The following is a 12,998-nucleotide window of genomic DNA, read 5'->3' on the forward strand; positions in this document are numbered from 1 at the left end:
GCACCACTCGTCTAGTTGCTCTGCATCCACCCCATCCCACTCACCAAGCAGCACCAGCGACTGAGTTGCGGCATCGACTAGCGTCGCCGGTGCATCTGCGTCTGCGAGCACCGTCAGGCACGCGTCTGCGTGCCTCTGCTCGCACGGCAGCATTAGGCAGGTTCGCCATACGGCTTCCTCTAGCAGGGTATCGGTGTGCTCGGCTCTCGCATCAGCAACGCTTGCCGTCGGCGATCCCAGCCGAGCTATCGCTTGGAGGAGATTGACTCGTGAAGGTGAGGCCACGCGATGCGTTTGCAAGAATTCTCTCGCGTTGAGCTGCACGAGCCAGGCCCTGTCTGGCCTCAGGTTGAACTCAGTGCGGAGTCACCGCATGTACGGGTCGGCAGGGGGGGCAATTTCAGTGTCGAACGCCCCCACCAGGCCGTCCTCCCACTGGAGAATCGCTCCGGCAAGCAAGTCGGCAACAACGGAGTTTCCAACCATATCATCTCGGTCGGCCTCGATCGTTTCGGCGGCCAGCTTGCAGACAAGCGCTGCGTTGATCGGGACCGCCGTGTCTTCCGCAGCCGGCCAAGCGAGTCTCCAAGCTTGCAAGGCGAGCTTTCGCGAAGGGGCATCGTGGGCCCCCAGATTAATCCTTGCGTTTGCGACGTCGTCCGATGTCTGCTCGGCATCCAGTTGTTGCAGAAGGCTTTCGTGGGAGGGGTGAACCACTCGTGCGTACGGTATGTCCGTCACGCAAGCGCCAGAGAGAGCGACCGACGCGCCGTGGCGTCCCACGACGCGGACGGTCGACCAGCGGCGCCCGAACTGCCTCGCATCCACCGCGCTCCTCAATCGAACTAAGAGGCCGCCGTCATCCTCGCCCCTCCACTCGTAGGTCAGAGAGGCCCGATGCCATTCATGCGTGAGTTGCCCCCTGGCTGCTTCGGCTTCTATAAGGTTCCTGACATCGACAGCGACTTGAGGCCCTGCGTTCTCTTCCTGCTTGGCACGTCTGATTGGTTGGTTGAGGTTACTGTCATCAAAGCGGAACTGCCACGGGTGTCGCGGGTAGGCCCTCCAGCGGCCTAGCTTTACATCGAGATTCACGAGTTTATCCTCTTGATGAATCAGGTGTGGCAGCCCCTGATCTCCCTTCATAAAAGCGATGGCGCTAGAACCATTCCAATCGCATAGGTAACGCAAACGCCTCGGCTTCTTGGTTGGCGCCTTGTCGTTCACCAGAGGACCAACCGCGAGATAGTACACCGCAAACGAACTACTAGATTCGCTGCTGAACGCAGCACTTTCGACAGCCAGGGCCGAACTGACTTCCTGAGGGAGGGGCACTTCTGAAGCGGGGCAATCGGCGCACCAAGATATCGAAAGCGCCAACGCAACGCGGCAAGCAATGCGATTCGTAACCTGGAAGATCGTCACAGCCGAATCCCTGGACCCGCGATCAGAGTATTGCTATTTACTGATGCAACTATACTCTACTCGAGAAAAACCGGCAGAGCCCAGTGGCGCCCTATCGCAGCGAAGCGAACGCCCACCACAAGCGGGTCGCCAATCCAAGAGCTACACGAGCCCACAGCGTTCCGTGTATCAGGCGGACCAACGGCGCTAGTCCAGCGTCACCTCGAGCGCCGGGATGTTGAGCCGCGGGTTGTAGCGGCCGACCAGGTTGACCCACAGCAGCTCGCGGTACTCGTCGCTGGGGAGGTCTTCGGACAGGATCACTCCCACCTGGGTCACGGAGCGGCCGGGCGCCGACGCGGCGGCGTGGGCCGCGAGCCGCCGGCCCAGGTCGAGCGTCTCGCCGAGGTAGAGGGCTTCCTTGGAGCGGTTCCGCAGCAGGTAGATGCCGGGCTGCTCGTCCAGCTTGTCGGCCTTGAACCGCGACCAGGGCTGGAAGCGGGGGAAGTCCTTCTTCTCCAGCACAAAGTGGTACTGCTTGGCCTCGGTCGCCAGCGAGTGCCGCACCTTGCGGAGCCGCAGCGCGGCCCACCGGAGCTCCGCCGGGTCGTGGTCCTTGACGTACTTGGCCGCGGTGCGGTCGAACAGGTACGCCTTGCCGGGCGAGCAGAGCAGCGCGTCGAGCGACCAGCCCGGGAACTTCCGCTCCATCTCGGCCCAGGCGATCTCGCCGGCGAAGGCGAACTCGTCGCGTTGCTCGGGCGAGAACTCCACCTTCTTCAGCCAGCCGTGCTTCTCGTCGTCGCGGCGGGCGAGCCGCCCCGCCTTGCGGAGCTTCAGCAGCTCGCGGTTCCAGTCGCCGGCGCGGCCGATCATGCCCGACTCGCGGCACTTGGCGTGGAACGCCTCCTGCAGCTCGGGCGAGCAGAGCAGCCAGTCGACCGAGTAGCCCTCGTGCGTGTCGTGGAACGCGTCGACGATGACCTGCTGCTGCATCTCGCGGAGCGACTTCTGCTTGCGGGGCGGCGCCACCGGCTGCTCCGGGGCGCCGGCGGCGGCGATCACGGCCTGGGCGGCGGCCGCGGCCAGCTCGCCCGCCTCGGGTGCGGCCTGGTCCTCCACCTCTTCGGCGGTGGCCGCCTGCTTGAGCTCCGGCTCGAAGTCGTCCTTCTCGAAGGTCGGCAGCAGCGGGTGGTCCTTCAGCCGGCGGCCGGCGGCGGTGGTCGGCGAGCTGCTGACCGGGTCCACGGGGCCGCTCAGCTCGTCGCCCTCCTCGGCGCTGTCGAGGCGTTCGTTGGCGTAGCGGACGTACTCGTCGGAGAGCTCGAAGCCGAGCCAGCGGCGGCCCAGCTTCTTAGCGACCGCCAGCGTGGTGCCGCTGCCGGCGAACGGGTCGAGCACCAGGTCGCCCGGGTTACTGCTGATCCGCACGATCCGCCCCAGCAGCTGCTCGGGCATCTGGCAGCCGTGGAAGCCCTGCCGCTCCTTGAACGTGCCCGCCACCCGGCTGTAGTACCAGGTGTCGTCCATCGGCTGGAACGCCTCGGGCTGGTCGCGCAGGTCCTGCGGCCGCAGGATCCAGGTGTCGTCGGGCAGCCGGCCGGTGGGGTTGGCGCGCTTGTCGCCGTAGACAAGCGCACGGGCGGAGGGGACGCGGACCTTGGGGTCCTCGGCGTTGAAGGTGTGCGGCTCGGCGCCTTCTTTGGTGAAGTGGAAGATGTGCACGTGCGAGCGGTTGAACTTCCGCTTGCAGTTCTGCCCGAAGGTGTAGTACCAGACGATCCAGTTGCGTGGTTCGAACCCGATGTTGCGGTGGGCGTCGACGCGGAGGTCGGCGGCGAACTCGTCGCCGATCGCCAGCCAGAACGCGCCGCCCGGCTTGAGCACGCGGTGCAGCTCGCTCATCCAGTCGCGGCACCATGCCATGTAGTCGTCGTCGGCGTGGTCGTCGTGGTACTGGTCGTACTCAAAGCCGATGTTGAACGGCGGGTCCGCGAACGCCATGTCCACGGAGTTGTTCGGCTGCTCGCGGAGCCGCTCCAGGCAGTCGCCGTGCAGGATTGCGTCGACGGCCGTCGGGGAGGTGACGCTCATAGGGATGTATCCGCGGAAACGTGGCTGCAGTAGAATACCGAAAATACCCAGCCTAACCGGCGCTCGGCGGCGGGGCAATTAGCGCTCATCTGTGCGCTCCGGCGGCCCGGACGCGGCCGCCCGTTCCACTCGACTCTCTCCACGCTCCCCAAGCATGAAATACGCGCTCTGCAACGAGACCTTCGGCGACCTGCCCTTCGAGGAGTCGTTCGCCACGACCCGCCGGCTGGGCTACACCGGCATCGAGATCGCCCCGTTCACGCTGCTGCCGGGCGCCACGGTGACCGACGTGCGGGACGTGCCCGCGACGCGTCGGGCCGAGGTGAAGCGGATCGCCGAGGACGCCGGCCTGGAGGTGGTGGGCCTGCACTGGCTGCTGGCCAAGACCGAGGGCTTCTACCTCACCAGCCCCGACCCCGCGGTGCAGCGCGCCACGGCCGAGTACCTGAAGGAGCTGGCCGAGCTGTGCGGCCAGCTGGGCGGCAAGGTGATGGTGCTCGGCTCGCCCCAGCAGCGCAACCTGCTGCCGGGCGTGGGCTACGAGCAGGCGGAGGAGATCGCGGCCGGCGTGCTGCGCGAGGCGATGCCCGCCTGCGGCGACAACCAGGTCACCATCGCGCTTGAGCCGCTCGGCCCGGCCGAGGGCGACTTCATGCTGACCGCCGAGAGCGGCGTCGGCCTGGCGACGATGGTCGACTCGCCCTGGTGCAAGCTGCACCTGGACGTCAAGGCGATGGCCAGCGAGCCGAAGCCGATCGCCGAAATCATCCGCGAGAACGCCGCGTGGACCGCCCACTTCCACGCGAACGACCCCAACCTGCTGGGCCCCGGCATGGGCGAGGTGGAGTTCGCCCCGATCTTCGCCGCGCTCAAAGAAACGGACTACCAGGGCTGGGTGTCGGTCGAGGTGTTCAAGTACGAGCCCAGCCCCGAAGAGATCGCGCGGCAGAGCATCGATTACATGCAGCGGATCGAGGCCGGCGCGTAGTTTACGCGTCAGTTGGTCGGCGGCGGCGCCACCACGCGGCTCGGCAGGGTGTGCATCAGCTGGTCGTTGGTGCGGCCCAGCTGCACGTCGTCCAGGCGGAGGGTGAGCGCCGAGTGCGTGGGCGGCTTGGCGCCCGGCTTCGCGACCGCCAGCGCCAGGTTCTTCTGCCACTGGCATGCGAAGTCCCGCGGGTGCAGCCGGATGTTGCCGCGGATCGGGTCGGCCAGGTAGATCCACCGCATGTCGGAGCCGCGGTAGACGACAAAGTGCTTGAAGTCGTCCTTCTCGATGCCGATCACCAGCGGCGTCTTGGCTTCGAGCAGCTTCTCCATTGTCAGCTTGGCGACCACCGACTGGTAGCCCAGCTTCACCGCCGCGCGGCGGATGTCGCTCAGCGCCAGGCCGTTCTCGATGCGGTCCTGCACCTCCTCGGGGGTGAGGATCTTGTCGAGCTGGCGGAGGACGTCCTGCTCGGTGACGTCGTCGCCCAGGTGGTAGCGGAGCACGGTCGCGAGCGCCGCGGCGCCGCACGAGTAGTCGCGGCTCTGCATCACGATGTTGCGCTGCCGCAGGGCCTGCCAGCTCGCCACCCGGCGGGCGATCAGGTGTCCGTCGTCCCGCACCGGGGGCCCGGCCGCTGGCCGCTCGGCGGCGGCGTCGCCGCACAGGGCCAGGAGCGTGAGCGTCGCAATCAGCCGGGCGGGCGGCTTCATGGGGGCGTCCTGCTGCGGGGGGCTAGTAGGTCCAGACGATGCCGAACCGGGTGTCGGCGGCGTCATCGGTGGTGCCGATGTCGACGAACGGCTCGACGATGTGCTGGCACTTGAAGATGGTCGCGGCGAAGCGGAGCGACATCGGCTCCTGCAACGACCCCGGCACGCTGACGCCGTCGAGCTGCGTGCGGGTGATGTAGGTCGCATTGAAGCGGGTGCTCAGCGTGATGTTCTGGTTGACCGCGAACCCAAGCCCGAGCGTCGCGCGGAACTCGTTGCCCGGCCGCACGTCGACTCCGAAGAACTCGCTCTCGAACCGGTGCCGCATCCCCACGCCGTAGAACACCACGACCGGGTCGTAGCTGTTGATCCACAGGAGGTCCGCCGACAGCGCCCAGAACCCCTCGCCCAACGCCGGCTGCGACTGGCCCAGCAGGGTGCTCGGGAAGGGGTCGTCGCCGGTGGGCAGCGTTGCGGCCACGGTCAGCACCGTGTCGGTGCAGCGGCCCTGCCCATCAAACAGCAGGAAGGTGAGCCCGGTTGTCGTGTCGCCCAGGCCGCCGTAGTTGTCGTCGAACGAGAACGACTCGGTGGCGAACTCGTTGTTGGCCCAGCCCACCGTCGACCCGACAAAGAACTGCGCCCGCCGGGTCAGCCCGTAGCGTAGCTCGAGCGGGACCACCAGCTCGCGCTGGCGGACCCGGGCCTCAACGAGGTTGCTGCCCGAGTCGACGACCGTGAAGTCGTTCTCCACGAGCTGGTACACCACGCCCAGGTCGCACTGCATCTGCCCCGGCTCAAGCAGCACGGTCGCGGTGCGGAGGAACTGAAGGCTGGTGTCGACCGGCTCCTCGCCGAGCGACTCGGCTTCGGCCAACCCGCCCCCGCCCGGGGCGTTGGCGTCGGGCGCCGGGACCGGGGCCGCCGGCTGCTGCGGCACGGTCGAGGGGATCGGGATGATCTCCGCGTTGGGCTGCTCGCCGGGGATCTGCAGCTGCTCGTTCTGGGCGAGCGCGAAGGGGCTGCCCGGCGCCGGCGGCAACGCGGCCGCCGCCTGGGGGGCGGCCGCGTTGCGCCAGTGGAGCGGGCCGAGCAGGTCGACCGATTGGCCGAGCCCGTTGGTCGGCGCGGGCGGCGAGGGGTTCGCACCGGGCGTGAAACGCTCTCGACGCGGATTGGTCCAGGAGAACGGCCCCAGCAGCCCGGCGGCCGGGTTGGGCTGGGAACGCACGTACTGGGTCGCCTCGTTGGACGCCTGGTTGGTCCACTCCAGCGGGCCCGAAAGGTCCTGCCCTTCTGACTGGTAGGCGACCGGTTGAGTCTGCTGCTCCGACCAGCCCGCCCAGCCAAACGCCCGCTCGGCGTCCGGGGTTTCGGCCCCTGCCATAGTTGGGGCCGCCACCATCAGCAGGCACGTCGCGGCGAAGCGGAACGCCCGCGCGGCGTGTATCGGGTTGGCGGTAGGGGGTAGCGTCATACAGGTTCAGGGCGCCTGCCCGTGAGCGTCGTCAACGCCCGTGCTTGGTTCTAGGTCGGTCCGAGGGCGTGCGACAATGCGGCCGGTTGCGCCGCCTGCCGCGACCGTGCGTGTCGAGGCAGTCGTCACGGCTAGTGGGGTTGATCGGCAGGTTCCGGAACTATCTTCATTAGGGCCGCGCTCCCCGGGTGGGGGGATCGCGGGCGGCTTCGGCCTGAGCCGGTTAGGCAAGCCGGGACGCCAAACCGCGCTCGCCGGCGTTAAGCAGTGCCGGTTGCGCCGGATCACCCGGTCAGGGGGAACCGATCAGCTTGACGCGGCAATGTGTCATGGCGCGGCTGATCGGGTCGATCCTGCCCTAGGAGATCGCACGGATGCGGTCACTGTGCGGGCGCCGGCGAGGGCGCCCGGTCAGGGCAGACCACCCACCCCAGCTACGGCAGAGCGCCCGGCCTCACCCCCTGGGCGAGAACGCGATATGAAACTTCCCCCGCTGCTTGTCTGCGTGCTTTCGATCAGCTTCGGCGCCGCGTTGTCGGGGAGCGCGTTCGGCCAGGGCGACGTGCGGACCCTCCCCCCGGTGGCGCCGGCCGCCGGCGAGGCGTTGTGCGTGACGTACACCTCCGCCGCGCAGGCGTTGGGGCAGGAGCCGGTCTTTGTCGGGGCGGCCGACGACGCTGCTCAGGACTACGACACCGCGATCACGACCATCGCCTGCGAGAAGTGCTGCGCCGACGAGTGCTGCACCGACGGCTGCTGCGACATGGGCTGCTGCCCGCCCTGCGTGCCGACCTACTGGGTGGCGGGCGTCGAGGCGACCTTCCTGGCGCCGGACATGAACGCCGGCACGGTCAGCTACCGCCTGCAGGACGAGTTCAGCAGCCCGCAGCTGGACGCCACGTTCGGCAGCGACGACGCCGCGGTCAACGACTTCTACATTGCGCCCCGGATGTGGCTCGGCGTGCAGCACGGCTGCCACGGCGTGGCGGTGCGGTACTGGCACCTGCAGGCCGCCGAGGCGGCGTTCGACCCGTTCACCTTCACGCCGCCCGGGCCGACGCTGGACTACGGCTACTTCATCCACAACCGCCTGGACGCGTACACGATCGACCTGGAGGGCACCCGCAGCTTCTGCGTGTACGACACCAAGAACACCTTCACGTTCGGCGTGCGGTACGCGCTGCTGCAGCACGACACCGCGCTCAGCGTCGACGCCCAGGTGGACAACGGCGCCAGCGGAACCGGCGTCATCAGCGGCAACGCCCGGGCCAACCGCCTGGCGGCGGGCACCGGCATCACCAGCTCGCTGTCGGGACGCAAGCCGCTGTTCTGCGACTCCTGCATCCACCTGTTCTACGGCGCCCGCGGCTCGGTGGTGTGGGGCAGCATCAGCAACAGTGTCGAGACCGACACCATCGAGGTGACCGCCGGCGCGACCGCCGGGTCGTACAACGGCGCCGTGGCCGAGGTTGACGACGCCATGTTCATCGGCGAGGTGCAGCTCGGCCTGGAGTTCGACTACCGCGTGGTCTGCTTCCCGGCCGACGCGTTCTTCCGCGTCGCGCTTGAGTACCAGTACTGGAACGCCGACTCGGGCAGCGCGGTCGCCAGCTCGTTCGCGGGCTTCGGCGGGCCGTCGCCCACGCCGCTGTCGCAGGGCCAGGCCTACGCCCAGGCCAACGGCGCCACGCTCGACCTGATCGGCCTGTCGGTCGGCACCGGCTTCACCTGGTGACCCCCTGAGATCGGCCTGATAAACACGAAGAGGCCCGGACGCGTCGCCTCGTCCGGGCCTTCTTGCGTTGCTCTCCTCTGCCAGCCCCGCGCGGGGCGTGGATCGCTGTCGCTTAGAACGACATCTGCTTAGAACGACATCGACGACGAGTAGCCGCCCGCGTACACGCGGATCGACTTGGTCGTCTTGATCGACTTCTTGATTCCGCCGATGTTGACGACCTTGGTGTTGGTCTTTGTCAGGCCGGCCTCGGAGAAGTTCTCGCCCGATGCGGCGTAGCGGCCGGCGGCCAGGTAGCCGTTGACGCTGCCCGCCGCCGCGTTGTTGGCGCCCACGCCGGCGAACGATCCGCCCGCGGCGATCGAGATCGGCAGGTAGCCCATGCCGCGCACCTCGGCGGCGGTGGCGTCGCTCACCACCGTGGCGCCGCCCAGGCCCATCGCCTCGAGCGTGGCCGCGGGGACAACGCCGTCGGCGGCGTGCGCCTGACCAACCATCGAGATCGCAGCGACACAAGCGCTCAGCAAGAGACTCTTCTTCATAGCAAGCATTCCAGAACTGGGTGGGGAAAAGTGGGGGCGACCGTCGGTTGAGCGCTGGGGGGTGGCTCGTCGGACGCGTCGGGGGGACTCTCAATCGCGACTCACGAATCTCAGGCTAGTCGGGGCGACCGGGCCTGCAAGAGCCGCAACGGCGGGGCAGCATAGGGAAATCCCTACCCATCGGCGGGCTGTAGCGGTTGGGCCGGCCGCGCCCCGTCAGGGCCGGGATCCGCCGGCGGTTACGCGGCGTTTCTGGGCTTCGCAGAAACTTGTTGACACACGCCGCCGCCCTGATTGGAGTGGAAGGGTGCGGGTCGCGCCGCCTGTGCCGGCTGTAGCGCCGATCGGTCGCCCGCCCCGCCCCCCTCGAAGCCACACCAGGAGAAGCACCATGAGAACCATCCTCTGCGCGGCCGCGTTGATCGCGTCGGCCGCCTCGACCGCCGCCGCCCACGACGGCGCCATCGACAACAACACCCTGGCCGCGATGGGACTGTCCGGCGCCCAGATCGTCTCGGACCAGGAAGCGTCCTCGGTCCGCGGCAACGGCTTCGCGATCGCCGCGGGCGGCTCGTTCGCCTTCGTCGGCTCGCACCACGCGGCCGCGGGCAGCGCCAACGGGTACCTCGCCGCCGGGTCCCACTTCGCTGGCGGCGTGAACGGATCGGTGGCCGGCAAGACCGTCACACGCACCCGCGTCGTCCGCGGACCGCGGGGCCCGGTCCGCTCGGTGCGCACCACGCGGTCGGTCAACGTGTACGCGGGCGGGTTCTCCGCCGCGGCCTCGTACTAAAGACTCGCCGCGCTAAGAAACCCAATGACGCGGCGTGGGCCTCGGGGCCTGCGCCGCGTCTTCTGCTGCGCGGAGATCGAGCCGGCCGGCTACTCTTCGCCCGCCAGCGACACGTCCACCATCAGGTCGGCGGCCACCGCCTCGAGGGCCTCGCGGAGCTGCACCTCGTCGACGCCCGGCGGCATCCGCAGCCGGGCCTTGGCCTGGAACAGCAGCTGGCCGGTGTTGGCGGCGGCGGTCCGCTCGGTGCTCAGCTCTTCGACGTTGACGCCCGAAGCGGCCAGCACGCGGCTGATCTCGCGGATGATGCCCGCGCGGTCCTGCCCCATCACGTCCAGCAGCACCAGCGGCGTCGGGAGCGCAGGCGCCGACGTGCCGTCGGTCTGCACAACGGACTCCAGCCCCCGGTCGGACAGGGTCCGCAGGGCGGCGGTCAGGTTCTCGGCCTGATCCTCCGGCACCTCCACCCGCAGGATGCCGGCGAACTGCCCCGCCAGGTGCGCCATGCGGCTCTCCAGCCAGTTGCCCCCGTGGTCGGCGACCAGTTGGGCGATCGACTCCACCAGGCCGGGGCGGTCCTGCCCAAGGATGGTGAGCACAAGCGAGGTGACGTTGGTGGACATAGCGATTGGAAGGCAAAAGGAGCGAGGGGGTAGTGGCTGTCGGCTCTCGGCATTCAGCCATCGGCTAACAAAAGAGCGGCGCCGGTCGACCGGCGCCGCTCTGGGATTGTAGCACAGCCCACGCAGCCCGGAGGCTACTGGCCCATCTGGCGGCGCTGCATCTCGGCGCCGAACTGGCCGAGCGCCTGCAGCACACCCTCTTCCACCTTGACCCGGTACAGCAGGCCGTTGGCCTCGCCGTCGACCGTCACGTGGATGTGGCTCTGGTCGCTCTGGCCGAGCATCTGGGCGATCATCTGCGGCACGGCCGCGTCCTCGCCAGACGCCTCGGCGGTGGCGGCGGCGAAGTCCATCACCTGGGCCAACGCGATGTCCATCTGCATCGGCTTGACCTCCGCGGAACCGGAGCCCGACGCGGTGATCGCCGCCTTGAGCGCGCCCACGCCGTCCGGGCCGAGCGAGAAGTAGGCCGCGTCCGGGCCGATGCCGACCGCGATGGCCAGCGTCTTGCCGAACACGTCCTGCGCCTCGGGGGCGCCGACCGGGATCGACATCGTGTGCAGCGTCACGCCCTCGTGGGTCTCAGCGTTCCAGTTGATGCCGGGGAAGTTGGGGTCGCCCTCGGCGAGCGCGGCGACCTTCTTGAGGGCAGACTCGATCTTCTCGGGCGCCGTGGTGCGGAAGCCGCCGATCGCCGAAGCGCCGCCCATCTTGAGCTGCATGTTGCCGACCATGTCGACCTCGCCGGAAGCCACCATCGCCTCGGCGCAGGCCATCACGTCCTCGAGCGCGGACTTGAAGGTGTCGCGGACCTCCTCGTTGGGCAGGTCGGCCTCGTCGAGCAGCTGCTCGAGCGCCGCGCGGCTGGTGGCCATCTGGCGCTGGTACTCGGCCTGGATCTTGGGGACCACGTCGGCCGGGATGGTGTAGGCCGAGGCGACCGACACCGACGCGTCGTCCTGGAGGAAGCCGCTCAGCTTGGTGGCGCCCCCCTCTTTGTACATCGAGAACTGATCGGCCAGGCTGGTCCCGGCGACCGCCGAGCCGCGGAAGTCGAGCGTCAGCCCGCCGCCGTCCGGGTTGATAGCGATGCCGACCACCGCCTCGTCGAGGTCCTTGATGAACTGCTCGATGTTCTCGATGTTCGCCTGGGCCACCTTCTGGCGGGCTTCGAACTCGGCGTTCGACTCGTCGGGCTTACGCTCCAGGCCCTCCTGCATGCCCTGCCGGAGCTGGTCCAGCGCGAGCTGCTTGAACATCGGCGGCACGTTCTGAGCCATCAGCCGCACGCCGATATCGTAGTTGTCGATCAGGCCGTCGACCGAATCGGTCGGGTCGGCCGGCAGCGACGCGAGCTGGTCGGCCCGCTGCGCGGCGTAGGCCCACTGGCCGTTGCCTTTGACGAAGTAGGTCTGGCCCTGCATCGAGAGGCTCTTTACGTCGTCGCCCATCTCCTCGACCAGCACGCCGGCGTTGCCGCCCAGCGCGAGCAGGCCGTCCAGGTCGGACACCGGCAGGCAGACCAGCGGCGAGAAGTCCTGGCCGGAGGACTGCACCAGCAGGCACCAGGGGCGGTCGCGGTCGAGGCCCACCAGGCCCTTGTTCTCCGTGAACATCGAGATCATCGCCTCGACCATCGTCGCGGCCTGCGGCTGGCCCACGAGACCGCCGATGTAGCCGACGTCGTCCAGCACCTTCTGGTAACTCGACACCGCCACCACGGCGACCGTCTGGGGCGCGCCGCCCGGCCCGGCCGGCTGGAGGTCGAGCTCGAAAGTCGGCTGGGCGGATGCGGGCGGGGCGATCAGGCAGGCGGCCGCCAGCAGCGCTGGCAGCGCGGCGCGGCGTGTAATCGAATGGAACACGGCAGAGCTCCTTGGATCCTTGGGAGTTCGGAAGGGCGCGGGCGCCCGATGGGTGTACTTTGCGGCGTGCGTCGGCACGCGGGCGGCCGGCGGCGCTTTCCTAAACATAGCCCAGCGCAGGGCGTTGCTGGGCGGGCCGGCGACGAACAGGCCGCCGCGTCCTAGCGAAGCGGGCGGCGGCCAGGGGCGAGCTCATCGAATCTGCGGGGATTCCGAAACCTTTATTCGCCTGCGGGGGCAAGTAGGTTCGCCGGCTGCAAGAATACCGCGGCTTACCGCTCGCGGTAGGTGATCCGACCCTTCGTGAGGTCGTAGGGAGAGAGCTCGACGCGGACGCGGTCGCCCGGCACGATGCGGATGAAGTGCTTACGCATCCTGCCCGCAACGTGGGCCTGCACCATGTGTCCGCCGTCGATCTCGACGCGGAAGCGGGTGTTGGCCAACGCCTGGGTGACCGTGCCTTCGACTTCGAGGGCCTCTTCTTTCTCTTTCGCCATAAATGAAAACTAGTGGTCTTTGCAGGCCGCCAAGGGTTTCTGCTGCCCGGCGGCTCGAGGTCGGTTTCCGAGGGCCCCCTGCCCGGCAGGTGATGGCCGTGTCCCGTTTCCGTAGAGCGAGTCCGCAAGTATATCCTTTGTAGGGGTTTAGAGTCCAGATTCGGTCGGCAAATCCTGAAACAGTCGGCCGCGGCCGCCGTATCAGCCGGTAAGCAGGCCGGCGCGACCCCGCCCACACGGGTGACCCGCCATCGGCCAGTTAGCTTG

General features: G+C 68.4%; 11 protein-coding genes. 3 read left to right on the forward strand and 8 right to left on the reverse strand.

Annotation, left to right across the window (positions count from 1 at the left end; all coding sequences use genetic code 11):
* Nucleotides 1-366: 366 nt before the first annotated feature.
* Together KOR34_RS23590 and KOR34_RS26930 are read right to left on the reverse strand one after the other, a co-directional pair.
* Nucleotides 367-1,095 carry a hypothetical protein gene (locus KOR34_RS23590; RefSeq protein WP_146568596.1) on the reverse strand — a complete coding sequence of 243 codons (729 nt, stop codon included), beginning with the start codon at nucleotides 1,093-1,095 and terminating at the stop codon, nucleotides 367-369.
* Nucleotides 1,096-1,611: 516 nt separating this feature from the next.
* Entirely contained in the window at nucleotides 1,612-3,498 is a 1,887-nt protein-coding gene (locus KOR34_RS26930) for a DNA methyltransferase (RefSeq protein WP_197531697.1), read from the reverse strand.
* A 154-nt stretch (nucleotides 3,499-3,652) separates the two neighbouring features.
* On the opposite strand from KOR34_RS26930, the gene KOR34_RS23600 reads away from it, so the two are divergent.
* Nucleotides 3,653-4,486: a sugar phosphate isomerase/epimerase family protein gene (locus KOR34_RS23600; RefSeq protein WP_146568597.1), complete on the forward strand. Its 834-nt coding sequence runs from the start codon at nucleotides 3,653-3,655 to the stop codon at nucleotides 4,484-4,486.
* A gap of 8 nt (nucleotides 4,487-4,494) precedes the next feature.
* Here KOR34_RS23600 and KOR34_RS23605 read toward each other — a convergent pair whose 3' ends face one another.
* Together KOR34_RS23605 and KOR34_RS23610 are read right to left on the reverse strand one after the other, a co-directional pair.
* Entirely contained in the window at nucleotides 4,495-5,199 is a 705-nt protein-coding gene (locus KOR34_RS23605) for a C39 family peptidase (protein ID WP_197531698.1), read from the reverse strand.
* Between the two features lie 22 nt (nucleotides 5,200-5,221).
* Complete coding sequence (locus KOR34_RS23610) at nucleotides 5,222-6,676, reverse strand: transporter (protein ID WP_146568599.1); 1,455 nt, start codon at nucleotides 6,674-6,676, stop codon at nucleotides 5,222-5,224.
* Nucleotides 6,677-7,154: 478 nt separating this feature from the next.
* Here KOR34_RS23610 and KOR34_RS23615 point away from each other — a divergent pair, with 478 nt between their 5' ends.
* On the forward strand, nucleotides 7,155-8,411 hold the full coding sequence (locus KOR34_RS23615) for a hypothetical protein (protein ID WP_146568600.1): 1,257 nt from the start codon (nucleotides 7,155-7,157) through the stop codon (nucleotides 8,409-8,411).
* A 128-nt stretch (nucleotides 8,412-8,539) separates the two neighbouring features.
* Here KOR34_RS23615 and KOR34_RS23620 read toward each other — a convergent pair whose 3' ends face one another.
* Entirely contained in the window at nucleotides 8,540-8,953 is a 414-nt protein-coding gene (locus KOR34_RS23620; RefSeq protein WP_146568601.1) for a hypothetical protein, read from the reverse strand.
* A gap of 391 nt (nucleotides 8,954-9,344) precedes the next feature.
* Between KOR34_RS23620 and KOR34_RS23625 the strand changes: the two genes are divergently transcribed.
* Complete coding sequence (locus KOR34_RS23625) at nucleotides 9,345-9,746, forward strand: hypothetical protein (RefSeq protein WP_146568602.1); 402 nt, start codon at nucleotides 9,345-9,347, stop codon at nucleotides 9,744-9,746.
* A gap of 89 nt (nucleotides 9,747-9,835) precedes the next feature.
* Here the strand turns inward: KOR34_RS23625 and KOR34_RS23630 are convergent, their stop codons facing one another.
* The 3 genes from KOR34_RS23630 to infA form a co-directional block, all read right to left on the reverse strand.
* On the reverse strand, nucleotides 9,836-10,369 hold the full coding sequence (locus tag KOR34_RS23630) for a glycine cleavage system protein R (protein WP_146568603.1): 534 nt from the start codon (nucleotides 10,367-10,369) through the stop codon (nucleotides 9,836-9,838).
* 134 nt (nucleotides 10,370-10,503) lie between these two features.
* A complete protein-coding gene (locus KOR34_RS23635) occupies nucleotides 10,504-12,234 on the reverse strand; it encodes a hypothetical protein (protein WP_146568604.1) in 1,731 nt (576 codons plus the stop codon).
* Between the two features lie 272 nt (nucleotides 12,235-12,506).
* A complete protein-coding gene (infA, locus tag KOR34_RS23640) occupies nucleotides 12,507-12,731 on the reverse strand; it encodes a translation initiation factor IF-1 (protein WP_146568605.1) in 225 nt (74 codons plus the stop codon).
* Between the last annotated feature and the right edge of the window lie 267 nt (nucleotides 12,732-12,998).

Origin of the sequence: Posidoniimonas corsicana (assembly GCF_007859765.1) — a bacterium.
In the GTDB taxonomy this organism is placed as follows: domain Bacteria; phylum Planctomycetota; class Planctomycetia; order Pirellulales; family Lacipirellulaceae; genus Posidoniimonas; species Posidoniimonas corsicana.